This is a genomic window from Chitinophaga sp. CB10 (assembly GCA_001870995.2).
Taxonomy (GTDB): Bacteria; Bacteroidota; Bacteroidia; order Chitinophagales; family Chitinophagaceae; genus Chitinophaga.
In genome coordinates this window covers 68,020-84,508 of the sequence record MLAV02000005.1, presented here as the reverse complement: position 1 = coordinate 84,508, position 16,489 = coordinate 68,020, and the positions used below count along the sequence as shown (strand labels likewise).

General features: G+C 50.5%; 14 protein-coding genes. 11 read left to right on the top strand and 3 right to left on the bottom strand.

All coding sequences use genetic code 11. From position 1 onward, the window contains the following. The first annotated feature begins 75 nt into the window (after positions 1-75). Positions 76-1,434: a GH1 family beta-glucosidase gene (locus tag BOC67_RS09120; RefSeq protein ID WP_291909668.1), complete on the top strand. Its 1,359-nt coding sequence runs from the start codon at positions 76-78 to the stop codon at positions 1,432-1,434. 236 nt (positions 1,435-1,670) lie between these two features. Here the strand turns inward: BOC67_RS09120 and BOC67_RS09115 are convergent, their stop codons facing one another. Both BOC67_RS09115 and BOC67_RS09110 read right to left on the bottom strand, forming a co-directional pair. Beyond that, complete coding sequence (locus tag BOC67_RS09115) at positions 1,671-2,894, bottom strand: hypothetical protein (protein WP_291909665.1); 1,224 nt, start codon at positions 2,892-2,894, stop codon at positions 1,671-1,673. An 11-nt stretch (positions 2,895-2,905) separates the two neighbouring features. After that, complete coding sequence (locus BOC67_RS09110) at positions 2,906-4,213, bottom strand: DUF4270 family protein (RefSeq protein WP_291909663.1); 1,308 nt, start codon at positions 4,211-4,213, stop codon at positions 2,906-2,908. 248 nt (positions 4,214-4,461) lie between these two features. Between BOC67_RS09110 and BOC67_RS09105 the strand changes: the two genes are divergently transcribed. The 5 genes from BOC67_RS09105 (at position 4,462) to BOC67_RS09085 (ending at position 9,203) form a co-directional block, all read left to right on the top strand. After that, positions 4,462-5,472: a kelch repeat-containing protein gene (locus BOC67_RS09105; RefSeq protein WP_291909661.1), complete on the top strand. Its 1,011-nt coding sequence runs from the start codon at positions 4,462-4,464 to the stop codon at positions 5,470-5,472. Continuing rightward, positions 5,465-5,797, top strand: coding sequence for a DUF4907 domain-containing protein (locus BOC67_RS09100; RefSeq protein WP_291909658.1), 333 nt, complete (start codon positions 5,465-5,467; stop codon positions 5,795-5,797). The genes BOC67_RS09105 and BOC67_RS09100 overlap by 8 nt, the downstream gene beginning before the upstream one ends. A 229-nt stretch (positions 5,798-6,026) precedes the next feature. Then, complete coding sequence (locus tag BOC67_RS09095) at positions 6,027-7,295, top strand: sensor histidine kinase (protein ID WP_291909656.1); 1,269 nt, start codon at positions 6,027-6,029, stop codon at positions 7,293-7,295. Then, positions 7,292-8,005, top strand: coding sequence for a LytTR family DNA-binding domain-containing protein (locus BOC67_RS09090; RefSeq protein ID WP_291909654.1), 714 nt, complete (start codon positions 7,292-7,294; stop codon positions 8,003-8,005). Before BOC67_RS09095 ends, BOC67_RS09090 begins: the two co-directional genes overlap by 4 nt. 73 nt (positions 8,006-8,078) lie before the next feature. Next, a complete protein-coding gene (locus BOC67_RS09085; protein ID WP_291909650.1) occupies positions 8,079-9,203 on the top strand; it encodes a cysteine desulfurase family protein in 1,125 nt (374 codons plus the stop codon). A 210-nt stretch (positions 9,204-9,413) separates the two neighbouring features. On the opposite strand, the gene glmM is transcribed toward BOC67_RS09085, so the two are convergent. Continuing rightward, the gene (glmM, locus tag BOC67_RS09080; protein WP_291909647.1) at positions 9,414-10,796 is read right to left on the bottom strand and encodes a phosphoglucosamine mutase; all 1,383 of its coding nucleotides are present in this window, start codon (positions 10,794-10,796) and stop codon (positions 9,414-9,416) included. A 175-nt stretch (positions 10,797-10,971) separates the two neighbouring features. On the opposite strand from glmM, the gene BOC67_RS09075 reads away from it, so the two are divergent. The 5 genes from BOC67_RS09075 to BOC67_RS09055 are packed head-to-tail and all read left to right on the top strand — an operon-like array spanning position 10,972 to position 16,377. After that, positions 10,972-12,993, top strand: a complete 2,022-nt coding sequence (locus BOC67_RS09075) for an LTA synthase family protein (RefSeq protein WP_291909645.1) — start codon at positions 10,972-10,974, stop codon at positions 12,991-12,993. Positions 12,994-13,002: 9 nt separating this feature from the next. Further along, complete coding sequence (locus BOC67_RS09070) at positions 13,003-13,755, top strand: bifunctional 2-polyprenyl-6-hydroxyphenol methylase/3-demethylubiquinol 3-O-methyltransferase UbiG (protein ID WP_291909642.1); 753 nt, start codon at positions 13,003-13,005, stop codon at positions 13,753-13,755. Then, positions 13,749-14,327, top strand: a complete 579-nt coding sequence (locus tag BOC67_RS09065; protein ID WP_291909638.1) for a phosphatase PAP2 family protein — start codon at positions 13,749-13,751, stop codon at positions 14,325-14,327. The genes BOC67_RS09070 and BOC67_RS09065 overlap by 7 nt, the downstream gene beginning before the upstream one ends. Next, on the top strand, positions 14,324-15,058 hold the full coding sequence (locus BOC67_RS09060; protein ID WP_291909635.1) for a ZIP family metal transporter: 735 nt from the start codon (positions 14,324-14,326) through the stop codon (positions 15,056-15,058). Before BOC67_RS09065 ends, BOC67_RS09060 begins: the two co-directional genes overlap by 4 nt. A gap of 23 nt (positions 15,059-15,081) precedes the next feature. Further along, a complete protein-coding gene (locus BOC67_RS09055) occupies positions 15,082-16,377 on the top strand; it encodes a hemolysin family protein (protein WP_291909632.1) in 1,296 nt (431 codons plus the stop codon). Positions 16,378-16,489: the final 112 nt, after the last annotated feature.

The following is a 16,489-nucleotide window of genomic DNA, read 5'->3' as shown; positions in this document are numbered from 1 at the left end:
AAGTGGAGGTTAACAATTTCATAATTATTTTTTTACGCAAAGAGTCGTAAACTGCATCAGAATATCACTTTGCTTATGCAAGATTCCGGCATGCCCTTTAGCCGAAAGGATTTTGGGGATGACTTTTTATGGGGCGTAACTATATCCGCTTTTCAAAATGAAGGCGCCTTCAGCGATGATGGCAAGGGCCCCTCTATCTGGGATACTTTCTCCGCCCGCAAAGGCAAGATCAAGGATCGCAGTCATGCCCGGGTGGCTACCGATTTCTACAACCGCTTCCTCCAGGATATACTGCTGGCAAAGATACTGGGCTTCTCCGTTTTCCGTTTTTCCATCGCATGGTCCCGTATTTTACCGAAAGGTACAGGAGAGCTGAACCCTCAGGGGATAGCATTTTACCACAAGGTGATAGACGCCTGCCTGGAAATAGGGCTGGAGCCATATATCACCCTATACCATTGGGACCTGCCCCAGGCCCTGGAGCAAAAAGGCGGCTGGTGCCACCGGGGCGTTGTATTTGCCTTTGAAGAATACACCAGGATCTGCATCCGTGAATATGGCGCTAAAGTGCGCAACTGGATTATCCTCAACGAACCTTTCGGCTACACCGCCCTGGGGTATATGCTGGGCGTGCATGCGCCGGGCAAATTCGGGCTATCCTATTTTCTGCCGGCGGTACACCATACGGTACTGGCTCAATCCGGCGCTGCCCGCATTATCCGCGAGGAAATGCCGGAAGCCAACATCGGCACTACCTTTTCCTGCTCCCAGATTATTCCTTATACCAACAATGAAAAGGACTTATATGCGGCCCGCCGTGCGGATGCCCTTTTTAACCGCCTCTTTATAGAACCCTCGCTGGGCCTTGGTTACCCGGTGGATGATTTTCCGCTGCTGAAAAAAATCGGGAAACGCTATGCCCTGTGGCGCGACTGGGAGAAGCTGCCTTTTGAATTTGATTTTATAGGCGTACAGAATTATTTCCCTTTGGTGGTGAGATATAATGCCTTTATGCCTATCCTCGGCGTATCGGAGGTAAAGCCCCGCGCCCGCAATGTGCCGGTGACAGGCCTTGGCTGGGAGATCAACGGGAATGGCCTCTATGAAGTACTAAAGCAGTTCAGCGCCTACAAAGGCGTTAAAAAGCTGATTGTTACGGAAGGCGGCGCCTCCTTCCCGGATACCCTGGAAGAGGACGGAGCGGTGCATGATACGGCACGTATCAACTATTTCCGGGAGTACATCGCCGCAGTGCTAAAAGCCCGCCGGGAAGGCATTCCGGTGGACGGCTACTTCGCCTGGACGCTGACGGACAACTTTGAATGGGCGGAAGGATACAGGGCGCGGTTTGGCTTGGTGTATGTGAATTTTGAAACGCAGCAAAGGATCATAAAGGATTCGGGGTATTGGTTTAAGGAGTTGCTGACGGAGTAAATAGTTGAAAGGAGGCATATGATTCAAGTTACATTATTGCGATTACGCTGTCGGTGCTGATCATGCGTTTAATGGTAGCGCAATGCATCCAGGTACGGTGTTGAGATCGGCAGTTTCAGTGGCCGATAATGTTGAAGCAACGCAAAATAGTTGCCAATGCAGCCATAAATTTTTCTCTATACCCAAAAAACAAACAAAAAAGGACCGCCTCCCGGCAGCCCCTTCTCTCCCCAATACTACTCATAATGCCGCTTAATAAACCATATATCCCTCAAACTAAAATTAAACACCGCATTCACATAATTCTCCTTAATCAACCCGTTATTCATCGTCCCGCGCTGGCCCGCTTCCACGCCTATATAATACCGCAACGCCCCGTTCCGGCTCGGTACGGAAAACCCCAGCGTGCCTGATTTATCCGTCACCGGCGTATGGTTGATCACCAGCGGCGATTTGTTATAACTAAATCCCACCTGGAACGTCATACCCTCATAAGAACGATTGTAGTACTGCTTTTGCAGCGCGTATTCAAAACCGGTGGAATACCGCTCCCCATCCTGGTAATAATACCCGGTGCCTTTGTTGTCAAGCCCGTTCCACTGCTGTTTGCGATAGTCCGCCACCCAGGTGAAAGCCCCGTTACTCAGCGATATACCGGCGCCTATTTCATTCGGCAGCGTAAACCAGGAAGGCTCCCGGTCTTCCGTGAACAGCACCGTTTCATCCTGGTTGATGATGTTCAGTTTCTGTTGTAGCTTCATTTTTGTTTGGAAGCGGTAAGTAGCGCCCAGCCCCAGCTTCCAATCATCCGTAATCTTGCCCTGGTACTGCGCGCCTACCGTGAAGTTGGGTTTGAACGTATAGGAATGCCGCTGCGTAACAATAGAATCCGAACCTACCGACTGCGATACATCCAGGGGCCCGAACAAAAAGTTGGTCGCCACGCCCGCGGAAAAATTCTTCGACAACCGGAAGCCGTTCGAAATGTAAGCCCGGTTAAGCCCGCCCGTCCCCGTCATGGTACCGGTTACGGCTGTGCCGCTGCCCGTGATGTACTCCTTGCTGAGGATTTTGTAATCCACTGAGCTGAACGGCGTGATGCCCGCGCTGACGCCCCACCAGCTGGCCGCTTTAAAGCCGATGGCCAGGCGTTTGAAGTTCAGGTCGCCCGCGGTTTGACTCAGATTTTTCCCCTGGTAGCTCACGCTTTGCGCCCGGAGGGATAAGTCCAGCATAAAATTCTGGGTAGGTATTGCACTGTAGGAAGCCGGATTCAGGTCGTTCAGGTAACCGGTGGGCCTTGCCCCTATGCCGGTGCTGCTCAGGCCAAAATTGCGGCTGTAATCCCTTGTTTCCAGGTCGCCGATGCCAAAGGCCGAATAAATCGAATTCAGTCCGTGCTGCGCTTTGGCATAATTGCCCAACAGCAGGAGCAGCCAAAATATATTGTGTTTCTTCATGCTAATACTTCCTATTTGTACAGTAAATAGTACACCTGGATTTTCAGTTTGCTCCCGGCGTTTTGCGGATCCCCCAGCACGAGCCTGTCCAGGGTGGTTTTTGCATCGCCGCTGCTCGGCGTCAGCGCCAGTCCGCGGGTAGTGAGGCCGTCGGCGGAAAGCTCGGATTTACAGTACGCCGTGATATCGTAAGAGTAGTAAGTGTTCTCGTTAAACAAATCATCCTTCACCAGCGTACCGTAGGAAAGCGTATCCGTAATATTATTCGCGTTATCAATGCGGCAGAGCGCCAGCCGCGGCGGCAGGCGGTGATCCGTATAGCTGCCGGCAATGGGTTTCAGGGTAAGGATCACTTTCATCAGTTGAAAATATTTTCCCAGCTGCAGCAGGTTTTTAAGATAGGGAATGTCCATTCGTGTAATCACTCCCGTTATAGGCTGCATGTAACCGGCGTTGTTGGTACTGCTGGTAGGTAATGTTCTCATCGTGGGCCCCAGCGCGCTGATGGCGGTTTGGGAGCGGTCGTAGTCAATATGGTTGAACTGCACGCTGCTGTTCGTGAATTTAAAATCCACGTATTTCACCTTTGTGATCAGTTCATTGTTATGATAATACAGGCGCATGTACAGCGTGCTGTCCTGCGCCTGGAAGCCGCTTACCGCCTGGCTGAGCGGGCCCGCTGTGATATAGAGCCCTTTGAAAAACTCCTGCCAGGTGTTGGTGGTGCTGATGTCCGCGCTTTTGCTGCGGATCATTTCAAATAACTGTGCCCCCAGCGTGTTGGACATTGGCACGCTGATGGTCTTATCCGTATGCGGGCGGATCACTCCCGTGTAACTGCCGATAGGCGTGGTTTCCGTTTGAAAAGTATTATTGTTGTAAATATTGGTATAGTTCGTGGCCGGCTTTATGGTTTGCTGCACGCGGTAGATGCGCAGGTCCTGCGGCCGCGTGGTATCGCCCTGGTAGTAGGTATTCGGCATCAGGATCAGGGCCATGGAGTCGTAGGCGGCCCCGTACTCCGGGATATCCAGCGTGGCCGGCGCCGCCAGCTGGAAGTAAGTGCCGGCAGTGATTTTCCCAAACAGCGGATCATTGTTGTAGCCGATGAGCGCCGCCCCGGAACCGGAGGTGGGCACCGAGTCGTACTGGATGTTTTTCATCGTTACGGACAAAGTATCGCTGATGATATAATCCGTCGTTTCATTATTATCTATGATGTTATCATAGGTAAAGCCTGTCTTCTGGCAGGAGGGGAGTACTGCTGACAGTAACAGCAACGTTAGCAAAACCCATATGCCGGTGTACTTATAAATCATAGTGCGCAATTTTAGACAGGATCAATACTTACTTGCCGCGTAATATGCCAACCCGGGAAATTCATCGACGAATCGCAGCATCCGTTCCATGTGACGCCAATACGCGCCCAGCGGGCGTTCCCGGCCGAAAGAATACTACTGGCAGATAAAATGCTGGTATTTATCCGGTAAAAAGGGGGAAATGTCTATTTCCTGTTTGCCGGAATGCTGCTGCGGATAATTTTGGCGCAGTTAAAAAGCACATGCAAATGCGAAATATCAGCAGTTATAGTTTATTATTGATCGCTTCCCTGGTGGCCTCCTGCTCTAAAGACAGTACCACCACCAGTAAGGTAGGTAACTGGATCCGACGTTCTGAATTTGAAGGGGTGGCAAGGAGCGCCGCTGCCTCCTTTGTGATTGATAATAAAGCCTATGTTGGTACCGGTTATGATGGTACCAACCGGTTACAGGACTTTTGGTCATACGATGTTGATATGAACCAGTGGACGCAGAAAGCCTCCTTTCCCGGCGCTGCGCGTAATAACGCCAGCGGCTTTGCTGCCGGCGGAAAAGGATATGTAGGGATTGGTTACGACGGACTAAATAAACTCAGCGATTTCTATCAATACGATCCTTCAGCCAACAGCTGGTCCAAAAAAGCCAACTTTGCCGGCACCGCCCGCTATGGCGCAGTAGGGTTCAGCCTTACCAAAGGCGGGAGCGAATACGGCTATTTTGCCACCGGCTACGATGGCAACTGGTTAAAGGATAACTGGCGGTACGACCCCGCAACGGACAGCTGGACGCAGGTGCAGAGTATGAACCTCGGTAAAAGGACCGACGCTTCCGTGTTCGTAATCAATAACAAGGCATACGTTTGTATGGGTATCGCCAACAACGGCAACATCGCGGACTTCGCGTCCTACGATCCCGAGGCCGATAACTGGAAAACCCTGCGGTCCATCTCCAATGCTACGGATGAAAGCTTCGACGATGCGTATAATTTTGCCGGCTATGCCGCCGCCGCATTCGCTATCAAGGGCAAAGGCTATGTAGTCAGCGGCCTGAAAAGCGGCCTGTCTACCGCCGTGTGGGAATACGATCCTGCTTCCGACCTCTGGACGCAGAAAACCGATTTTGAAGGCGCAGGCCGGAGTTACGCTACCGGCTTTGCCGCTAAAGACCGTGGCTTTGTTGTGCTGGGAACCAGCTCCAGCCAGCCTTTTGACGATATGTGGGAATTTGATCCTTCTGCTGAATATAACAAGAATGACTAAACGAAAATATTTGTGGATGGCCGGCATATTGGCTTTGCTGGCCGCTGTTGCCTGGCAGGCGAATGCCCGCAAACAGCAGCCCGCGGATATGCTCGCCGTGGTGGTGGAACCCTTTCAGATCCGCGATGGATGGGGGTATAAAGTAAATGTGGATGGAAAAACATTTATCTACCAGGATGTGATACCAGGCGTACCCGGAAATCATGTTTTTAAAACCAAAACCGACGCGCTGCGGGTAGGGCAGCTGATGGTGGAGAAGCTGACGAATCATAAAATTCCTGCTGTCAGCCCAGCAGAAATTCAGCAGCTTCAAATTAACTATTGATGTAGTCTTTTATTAAAATTGGCAGCCGGCGCCTCCATGTGTTACGCATGGGGGCTTTGCTATTGGCGCCTGCTACATCCGCCAGCAGCCTGTATTTTCGCAGATTTTAAGGTTTCTTTAAGAATATTTTAATTGGATATTTTATTTTAACATATTGTCAATACTTGATTAACACATTTTAACATAAGGATAACCTCAACTATACTATGTTCGCTGCATCATTTCACAGATGCCTAATTTCAAACAACTTTTTAAGTATCGTCCGTTCGTCATCAGCCTGCATGTATTGGCGTGGGTATGTTTCCTGTTTATGCCCTTTTTCATATACAGGATACAGATCCTGCATACGGGCTTTTTTGTAAAGGAGCTGATCGATAACCTTTTTTTGATCGGGCTTTTTTACCTGAACATTTACGTACTGATACCGAGGTTTTTCAACCAGAAGAAAATCGGCGTCTACCTGGGCAGCATCGTCCTGTTAATCCTGTTCATCACGCTGCAACAGGTGGCGCTGGACTACTACCTGCTGGGCAGCAGGATGCGCCCGGGCATGGCTATACGCTTTGATAAAAGACTGCGCGAAATGCAGGTAACTTCTCAGGGGGATAGTTCGTTTAAAGTTTTGGGGGAAATGAAAGCGCTGCCTGGGGTAGCTGCTGACGTTGTCACTTCCGCACTCCCGGCTGAGAATTTCCATGTCGCCCTGGCCGCTGATTCCGCTACGTTCGTGCCGCCCATGCACCGCCGTATGCGTATCCTGGAAATGGGCGGGCGCGCTTCCTTCTGGGACTTCCTGTTGTTCCCTGAAACGCTGCGCCGCTCCGGCTTTTTCGCGATGCTGATGTTGTTTATGAGCGGCTTTATCAAAATTGCGCAGGAGTGGTTCCGTTCCGAAAAGCAACGGGAGGAGCTGAAAGTGGAGAAGTTAAACGCGGAATTAAAATTTTTAAAGTCGCAGATTAATCCTCACTTCCTGTTTAACTGTCTAAATACCATCTACTCCCTGGCGCATAAACGGTCCGATCAAACGGAACACGCTATACTAAAGCTTTCCACGATCATGCGGTATATGATTTACGATGCGAACGTGGCCAGGGTGCGGTTGGAGCAGGAGCTGAAATACCTGTCGGATTATATCGACATCCAGCGGTTACGCCTGCCCCATGATATTGAGGTGACTTATGATGTACGCGGCAACACGGCGGATCTGCTGATAGAGCCTATGCTGCTGGTGCCCTTTGTGGAAAATGCGTTTAAACACGGCATCAGCTATGCCGAACCCTCTTTTATTAACATAGACATATTGCTAGACGAAAATATGATCCGACTAATTGTTAAAAACAGCCATTTCAAAGAGCGGGTGGCGGAGAGAGGCGGAATTGGGCTGGATAATGTCATGAAACGACTGGAACTGCTTTACCCTGAAGATCATCACCTGGACGTCAGGGATGCTGGAAACGAATTTATTGTTGATCTTAAACTGTTGCTGAAAAAATGATCAAATGTATCGCTGTTGATGATGAGCCACTGGCACTTGAAATTATTGAAGATTATATCCGCAAGGTGCCGTTTTTATCGCTGGAAGGTAAATTTGAAAATGCAGCAACCGCTCTGCGCTACCTGCAGGATGAGCCGGTGGACCTGGTTTTCCTGGATATTAAGATGCCCGATATCACGGGTATCCAGTTCCTGAAATCGCTCAAACACCCGCCAATGGTGGTTTTTACCACCGCCTACGGGGAGTATGCCCTCGACGGCTTCGACCTCGATGTGGTGGACTACCTGCTGAAGCCCGTACCTTTCGAACGCTTCCTCAAAGCCGCCGCCAAGGCGCGGGAGCTGATGGCCGCCAATCAGCATAAGGTGAACCCTGTGGCCGAGGCCGCATGGTTAAATGATTATATATTTATTAAAACTGAATATAAGATTATAAAAATCAACCTGGAAGATATCCTCTTCATCGAGGCGCTGAAAGACTATACCAAAATTTATACGCAACTGCAGCCCGTGCTGACGCTGCGCAGCCTCAAGTCGTTCGAAACGCGGCTGCCGGCGGATAAATTCATCCGCGTGCACCGCTCCTACCTGGTTTCGCTCAATAAAATAAATTCCGTGGAAAAAAACACGGTCATGATCGCCAATCAGTCCATCCCAATCAGCGATGGCTACCGGGACCGCTTTTACGACGTCATCAACAAAAATTCGTAATTCGTATTTTTTTCGGACCTTTGCTAAGTTTTTTGAACAACCATTATTATTCTTTTTTTCAAAAACCAACGCATTGGAAAGAATATATTTTGACAACGCGGCCACCACGTCGCTGGACCCGGCAGTATTGGAGGCAATGCTGCCATACATGACCGAAAAATTCGGAAACCCGTCTTCCATCTACTCCTACGGAAGAGAATCCCGTTTGGGAATTGAAAACGCGCGCAAAACCGTAGCCAAAATTCTCAACGCTCACCCGGGAGAGATCTTCTTTACCTCCGGTGGTACAGAAGCGAGCAACACCGCTATCAACGCGGCCGTGAAGGACCTGGGATGCAAACACATCATCTCTTCCCCGATCGAACACCACGCTACCCTGCACACCGTAGAACACCTGCATCACCAGGGTGTGGCGCTTTCCTTCGTGAAGCTGCTGCCGGATGGTCATGTGGACCTCGCGCACCTGCGCGAGCTGCTGGCCGGTTCCAAAGAGAGAAGCCTCGTGACGCTGATGCACGCCAACAACGAAATCGGCAACCTGCTGGACATCCACGCGGTGGGCGCCCTCTGCAAAGAGTTTGACGCCATCTTCCATTCCGACACTGTGCAAACCGTAGGGCACTATCCTTTCGACCTGAGAAACACGCCGGTGCATTTCATTACTGGCGCGGGCCACAAATTCCACGGTCCTAAAGGCGTAGGTATCCTCTACATCAACGAAAACGTGAAGATCACGCCGTTCATACAGGGCGGAAGCCAGGAACGCAACATGCGCGCCGGTACCGAAAACCTGTATGGTATCATCGGTTTTGCGAAAGCGCTCGAACTGGCTACCGCCCACTACGAAGAGCATAGTCAGCATATCGACGGCCTGCGTAAGTACATGGCGGAACAGCTGCAGCAGCACATCCCCGGCGTTACCTTCAACGGGGACCTCTATGGCCGCAGCCTGTACACCGTGCTCAATGCTTCTTTCCCGAAAACAGAAAAAAGCGAAATGATCCTGTTCAACCTGGATATCAACGGCATCTGCGCCTCCGGCGGCAGCGCCTGCACATCCGGCGCCAATGCAGGCTCCCACGTAATCCGCGCTGTCAACAGTAATCCTAACCAGATTGCCGTACGCTTCTCCTTCTCCAAAAACAATACGAAAGAAGAAGTGGATACCGTGATTGCGAAACTGAAAGAACTGATTTAAATTTTTGGCGCGGAAGTCCGGGGCCGGTGGCCCCGGATGAAGCGCTGTATGATACTATGGTTATTCTGTATGACTTACAGAATACACCTGATAAACTTCTTCCTTGCGTTATTAAGAGAGCAGCTTCGGCTGCTCTTTTTTTATGGGCATAAAAAAACCGTCTCAGTTCCCTGAGACGGCCTTTTTCAGCTTGCCGCTTTTCAATTTTACTTAGTGCATAAACTCCTTAATATCCTGCATGATCCGCTTTGCAATATTATCCGCAGTGGTTTCATTCTGCGATTCAGCATAAATACGGATAATCGGTTCGGTATTGGAAGTACGCAGATGCACCCAATCAGTTTCGAATTCTATTTTCAGCCCGTCCTCGGTGTTGATAGGCTGATTTTTATATTTATCCTTTATCTTTTCGAAGATAGTTTTTACATCCACTCCTTTGTCCAGCTCAATTTTGTTTTTAGAGATGAAGTAGTCGGGGTAGCTGTTGCGCAGCGCTTTGATGCTCTTTCCGCTGTGTGCCAGGTGGCTCAGGAACAGGCCAATGCCGATGAGCGCATCGCGGCCGTAATGCAGGTCCGGAACGATGATGCCACCGTTGCCTTCACCGCCGATCACGGCGTTGGTTTCCTTCATCTTCCTTACCACGTTTACTTCGCCTACGGCAGACGGGGTGTACACGCCGCCATGTTTGAGCGTAACGTCCTTCAGGGCGCGGGTGGAAGAGAGGTTGGAAACGGTGTTGCCCTTACGCTTGCCGAGAACGTAATCCGCTACGGCCACGAGGGTATATTCTTCACCAAACATGCTGCCATCTTCACTTACGAAGCACAGACGGTCTACGTCCGGGTCTACCGCAATGCCCAGGTCAGCTTTTGATTTGTTTACTTCGTTGGAAAGCGCCACGAGGTTTTCCGGCAGTGGCTCCGGGTTATGGCTGAATTTACCGGTCACTTCTCCGAATAACACTTCCACCTGTTCTACACCCAAAGCTTTCAGCAGGGCAGGAACGAAGATGGCGCCCGTGGAGTTCACCGCGTCCACCACTACTTTGAAGTTACGTTTCCGGATAGCTTCCACATCCACCAGCGGATAATTTACTATCAGGTCGATGTGCTTCTGCAGGTAGGAATCATCCTGGGTGTAAGTACCCAGTTTGTTCACATCGGCAAAGTTGAAGTCTTCGCTGGCAGCGATTTCCAGGAGCTGCGCCCCGTCTTCGCCGGAAATGAATTCACCTTCACTGTTCAGTAATTTCAGGGCATTCCATTCTTTCGGATTGTGGCTGGCGGTGAGAATAATACCACCCGCAGCTTTTTCCATCTTAACGGCTACTTCTACGGTAGGCGTAGTGGATAAACCAAGGTCTACCACGTCTATACCTAAGCCCACCAGGGTGGAAACCACCAGGTTTTTCACCATTTCCCCGGAAATACGGCCATCACGGCCAATTACTACCTTCCGGTTGTCTGTGTTCCTGCTAAGCCAGGTGCCGTAAGCTGCTGTGAATTTTACTACGTCTACTGGAGAAAGTCCCTCGCCGGGCCTGCCGCCTATGGTTCCGCGTATGCCGGATATCGATTTGATCAGTGCCACAAGTTTCGTTTTTTAAAGGAAGGCAAATATAAAAAAATCCGTGCCAGATTTCCTAATTAGTAAATTGTGATGAACCGGGGCCTAAACCGCTCATTATACGCCTCCAAACACGCCTTATCTAATAACTTATAACTATATTTGCAGCTACGCTTTTAAAAAAACGGCTATACGTTACATGCAAAACTTCTGGAAGAATATACCCCGGTATATTCGATATGTGTTTGTTCAAACGCTTTACCTGTTCCTGCTGATGGTTATGTTCAGGCTGATCTTCTACCTGTTCTTCTTCAAAACCACCATCACAGATGCGGCCGTGATCTCCAAAGCATGGTACCTGGGGCTTAAATTTGACATGCGTCTTACATTGATCCTGATGGCGCCCCTGCTGATTGTCACGTTAATTTTCAGAAACAGCTACTTCACGCGCAAGCCTATACGTAAATTTAACTTTGCCTACCTGTTTATACTCTACCTCGGGCTCACCTTATTATATATACTGGACCTCGGGCATTACGATTACCTGGGCATCCGGCTCGATCCCTCCGTACTCCGCTTCCTCGCCAAAGGCGAACGCGCCGATAACGCCCGCATGGTATGGCAGAGTTATCCCGTAGTGCGCGGCGTGCTGGCCATCGCCCTGTTTATGTTCTTCCTCCTGGTTATTCAAAAGCGTACCTGGAAGCATTTTGCCGCCCAGCCGGAGATATACCTCCGCAAAGGCGCCTTCATCGGTTGGACCAGCGCCCTCATCCTCCTCACCGCTGCCGGTATCTACGCCAATTTTGCGTACTTCCCGCTGCGCTGGAGCCAGGCCATGTTCACCCGGGATAATGGCGTTACCAGCCTGGGGCTCAACCCCATCCTGTATTTCGTATCTAACCTGAATGTAAAAGGCGACTCGTTTGACCTGGAACTCACCCGTAAATATTACCTGCCAACAGCGCAGTACCTGGGCGTGGACCAGCCTAATCCGCAAACGCTGACGTATAAACGACAAATCCCGGGGGATAGCTCCAAACCCAGGCTAAACATCGTGCTCGTCATGCTGGAATCCACCGGTGCAGCGCCTACCAGTATCTACGGCAACCCCATGCAGCCTACGCCCAATATGTTGCGGCTGGCCAACGGGGGGATCCTCTTCAAAAATTTCTACGTGCCGGCGGTAAGCACCGCCAGAACCGTATTTGGCGTTACGACCGGCCTGCCGGATGTTACCCGGGTACGCACCGCCAGCCGCCATCCGCAGATGCTGGACCAGCGGGTGGTAATGGACCAGTTCACCGGCTACGATAAATACTATATGCTCGGCGGTAACACCAACTGGGCAAATATCCGCGCGGTATTCACCAACAACGTGGAAGGACTCAAAATTTTCGAGGAAGGGGACTGGAAATCGCCCAAGGCGGACGTTTGGGGCGTGTCCGACTTCGACCTCATCACCGAAGCCAGCGCCATCTTCAAGGAGAACAACGATAAAAAGAAACCTTTCATCGCCTTCCTGCAGCTGGCAGATAACCACCCGCCGTACACCACCACCAAAGGCAACGGCGATTTCAAAGCCCTCCGGGAAAAAGACCTGGACATGGAGAAATTCAAAAAGTCCGGTTTTGTGAGCGTGGACCAGTTCAACGCCCTGCGCTATGAAGATTATAACGTGGGCCACCTGATCGACATGGCTAAAAAAGACGGCTACCTGGATAATACCATCTTCGTATTCTTCGGCGATCATAACTGCATCCTCAACCCGTACAGCTTTATGCCCCTGCCGGAATACGAAATGGCTACCGGCAGCGTGCACGTAACCGCTTTCATGTACAGTCCCAAACATATCACACCGGGCCAGGTGATCACCACCCCGGGCAGCCTCCTGGATATTTATCCTACCGTGGCCGGTATGGTAGGGATGCCGTATAATAACTATACCATGGGTATGAACCTGTTCGACAGTACCCGGGCCAATGGCAAATACGTATTTATCTCCTACGTGCGCAACCAGCAAGGGTATTATGCGATGATAGGGGACCAGTACCTCTACGAGGTAAACGACAAAACCGGCGAGCCGGCCCTGTACGACCTGAAAGGCAATCCGCAGAAAAACGTGGCCGCCCAACTGCCGGATACGGCAAAATATCTGGATAATTTAACACGTGGCTATTACGAAAGCACACGATATTTACTGTTTAATAATAAAAAATAATCATACGCAGTGGAAGCAGAAAAATCATGGTTCAAAGATTGGTTCAATTCTCCTTATTATCACCTCTTGTACAGCAACAGGGATGAAAAGGAGGCTGCTGCTTTTATTGACAAACTGCTGGCTTACCTCCGCCCCGCGCCGGATGCTGAAATGCTGGACGTAGCCTGCGGTAAAGGGCGCCATGCCAAATACCTCGCGGATAAAGGGTATTATGTAACCGGGATAGACCTTTCCACGGAAAGCATCAACGTGGCCAAAAAAATGGAAAATGATCACCTGAGCTTTTTCCAGCACGATATGCGTTTACCCTTTCGCGTTAATTATTTCGACGTCGTATTCAACTTCTTCACCAGCTTTGGCTACTTCGATACCCAACGGGACAACGATAACGCCCTGCGTACCCTGACCAACGCCCTCAAGCCGGGCGGCAAACTGGTACTGGACTACCTGAACAGCAACTATGTGGCCGCACATCTTGTTAAAGCTGAAGTGAAGGAGAAAGATCATGTCGTGTTCGACATCCACCGGGAGTTGCAAAACAACAAGTTCCTCAAGGAAATCAGTATCCTCGATAAGGAAAAAATGCGCAGGCTGAAGTACACGGAAAGTGTGAACGCATTTACCAGGGAGGATTTCCGGGAAATGCTGACCCGGCAGGGAATGGAGATCACGGAAATATTCGGAGACTATCATTTTAACAGCTATGATGCCCAGCAGTCGCCCCGGCTCATCATCATAGCCACAAAAACACAGCCATGCTAGACAGTTTACTTCGTGGCGATCTCAGGTTATTTTTCCATATCAACGGGCAGTGGCACAACGCGCTGCTGGACGTCATTATGCCAATATTGCGGGAGCCCTACATCTGGGCGCCCCTGTACCTGTTTCTGGCGTTGTTCGTGACCATTAACTTTGGCTGGAGAGGATTTTTCTGGATCGTTTTCTTTCTCATCACCTTCGGGATTTCGGATCAGCTAAGCTTGTTCCTGAAAGATTATTTTGGCAGGATAAGGCCCTGCCGCGACCCGGTGGTGTCCCACTATACCCGGGTGCTGGTGGTGTATTGCCCTATGAGCGGCAGTTTTACCTCCAACCACGCTGCCAACCATTTTGCGTTGGCTACATTTTGTTTCTTAACTTTAAAATCATTCTTTGGCCGATATACCCTGTTATTTTACCTGTGGGCGGCGGCAATAGCCTACGCGCAGGTATATGTGGGCGTACACTATCCGCTGGATGTAACCGGCGGCGCCGTGCTGGGATCCCTGATCGGGCTGCTCAGCGGCAGCTTTTTCAGCCGGCGCATTAGACTGGAACCAGAATTGAAAACATGAACTGGAATTATCTGATACTTGTACTGGTTGCAACGATCGCCGGGGGCGTCATCCCGATGACGGTGAGGCACATCAGTGCCAACTTCACCATCTACCTGCTGGCATTCACCGGGGCCTTCCTCTTCGGGGTCACTATCATGCACTTGTTGCCTGAAGTCTACCACGAGCTGGGGCATGCCGCCGGCGCCTATATCGTCCTGGGCTTTTTCCTGCAGGTATTCCTGCAGCAGCTGTCCCATGGCATGGAACATGGCCATTCGCACCTCCCGCACGAAAACCACCATCACCATATTGCCGTTACGCCGCTGCTCCTGGGGCTGTCCATCCATGCCTTCATGGAAGGCATTCCGCTGGGCTTCCGGTATGAGGACCAGTCGGCCCTGCCTTCGCTGATGCTGGGCGTAGCGGCGCACAAAATTCCGGAAGCGCTGACCCTCATTACGGTGATGATCCACGCCCATAAAACCAAATCGCAACTCTGGCAGATACTGGTCATCTTTGCGCTGGTGACGCCTGTTGCGGCAATACTTGCCGGTTGGCTGGGGCATCGTTTCGAAATCGTTTCGCACTACCTGGTGTACCTGGTGGCGCTGGTCATTGGCGCTTTCCTGCACATTTCTACCACTATTTTCTATGAAAGCGGTACCAAACACCATGAATTAAGCCGTAAAAAAGTGATGGCGATAGCACTGGGACTGGTACTGGCATTTATTACACTGATATTTGAATAATTATTATTTTTAGACTTTATATCATGGAAGTCGTCATTATCCTCATCCTCATTTTACTCAATGGCCTATTCTCGATGTCGGAGATAGCATTGGTGTCCGCCCGTAAAATCCGGTTGGAACACCTCGCCAATAAGGGGGATGAAAAAGCAAAGGCCGCGCTGAAGCTGGCCAACAACCCGGACAGGTTTCTTTCTACCGTCCAGATCGGCATCACGCTTATCGGTATCCTGACCGGTATCTACTCCGGTGAAAATATCAAGACAGATATCGTCAACTGGCTCAATAATTATCCTGCCTTACAACCATATAGCAGCCCCCTGGCCACTACCATCATTGTAGTTGCCATTACCTATTTCTCCCTCGTGCTGGGGGAGCTGGTGCCTAAGCGCCTGGCCATGGCCAAACCGGAGGCGATCGCCAAAAATGTGGCCCGCCCCATGACGGTGATCTCCTGGCTCACCTGGCCCTTCATCTGGTTACTGAGCGCCTCCACCAATATACTCGTAAAATTATTTAACCTCCGCCCGAACGATAGCTACGTGACGGAGGAGGAAATCAAAGCCATGATCAACGAAGGCACCACTTCCGGCGCCATCGAGGAAACCGAACAGGAAATTATTGAAAGGGTATTCCATCTGGGCGACCGGAACATCACTTCCCTGATGACCCACCGCACGGATATTACCTGGCTCGATATCAACGAAACCATCGACACTTACCAGACCAAAATCCGCGAGAGCCTGCACTCCGTGTACCCGGTCTGCGAAGGGGAGGTAGACGCCCTGAAAGGCGTCGTGTCCATCAAGGACCTCTACGCCGTCGCAGGGAAAGCCCTGCCGCTGGCGCAGGTAATGAAAAAACCACTATTCGTTCCTGAAAACAACACCGCCTACCAGGTACTGGAAAAGTTTAAGGAAACACACATACACGCCGCATTCATCGTGGATGAGTACGGTACGTTTCTTGGTATGATCACCCTCAACGATATATTGGAGGCGATCGTAGGGGATATGCCGGAAACTGAAGAATATGACAGTTACGAGATGCACCTCCGCGACGATGGCAGCTACCTGGTGGATGCCCAGATTCCGTTCTACGACTTCCTGGCCGAGTTTGACAAGGAAGACTGGATGAATGAATTTGAACAGGATTTCGATACCCTGGCCGGCTTCATCCTCCACCACCTGGAACATATCCCGAGTACCGGTGAAAAATTCAGCTGGAAAGGGTTTACCTTCGAGATAGTGGACATGGATGCGCATCGTATCGACAAAGTCATGGTAGTTCCGCCTATGCAATCAACAGACGAAGAGGACTGATTTTCTTCCCTGCACACGTAGAAACCGCCAACGTAGTTATCCGTATTTTAATGAACGGAGTGCCTTAATTATTTGGATAAACCCAGCTTTATGCTAAATTTGGGCACTTTTT

Coding starts and splice junctions, on each gene's coding strand:
- BOC67_RS09100 (WP_291909658.1), top strand. CDS start 5,465: ATGACTAAACGAAAATATTTGTGGATGGCCGGCATATTGGCTTTGCTG.
- BOC67_RS09110 (WP_291909663.1), bottom strand. CDS start 4,213: ATGATTTATAAGTACACCGGCATATGGGTTTTGCTAACGTTGCTGTTA.
- BOC67_RS09075 (WP_291909645.1), top strand. CDS start 10,972: ATGCAAAACTTCTGGAAGAATATACCCCGGTATATTCGATATGTGTTT.
- BOC67_RS09115 (WP_291909665.1), bottom strand. CDS start 2,894: ATGAAGAAACACAATATATTTTGGCTGCTCCTGCTGTTGGGCAATTAT.
- BOC67_RS09105 (WP_291909661.1), top strand. CDS start 4,462: ATGCGAAATATCAGCAGTTATAGTTTATTATTGATCGCTTCCCTGGTG.
- BOC67_RS09090 (WP_291909654.1), top strand. CDS start 7,292: ATGATCAAATGTATCGCTGTTGATGATGAGCCACTGGCACTTGAAATT.
- BOC67_RS09060 (WP_291909635.1), top strand. CDS start 14,324: ATGAACTGGAATTATCTGATACTTGTACTGGTTGCAACGATCGCCGGG.
- BOC67_RS09095 (WP_291909656.1), top strand. CDS start 6,027: ATGCCTAATTTCAAACAACTTTTTAAGTATCGTCCGTTCGTCATCAGC.
- BOC67_RS09120 (WP_291909668.1), top strand. CDS start 76: ATGCAAGATTCCGGCATGCCCTTTAGCCGAAAGGATTTTGGGGATGAC.
- BOC67_RS09065 (WP_291909638.1), top strand. CDS start 13,749: ATGCTAGACAGTTTACTTCGTGGCGATCTCAGGTTATTTTTCCATATC.
- BOC67_RS09055 (WP_291909632.1), top strand. CDS start 15,082: ATGGAAGTCGTCATTATCCTCATCCTCATTTTACTCAATGGCCTATTC.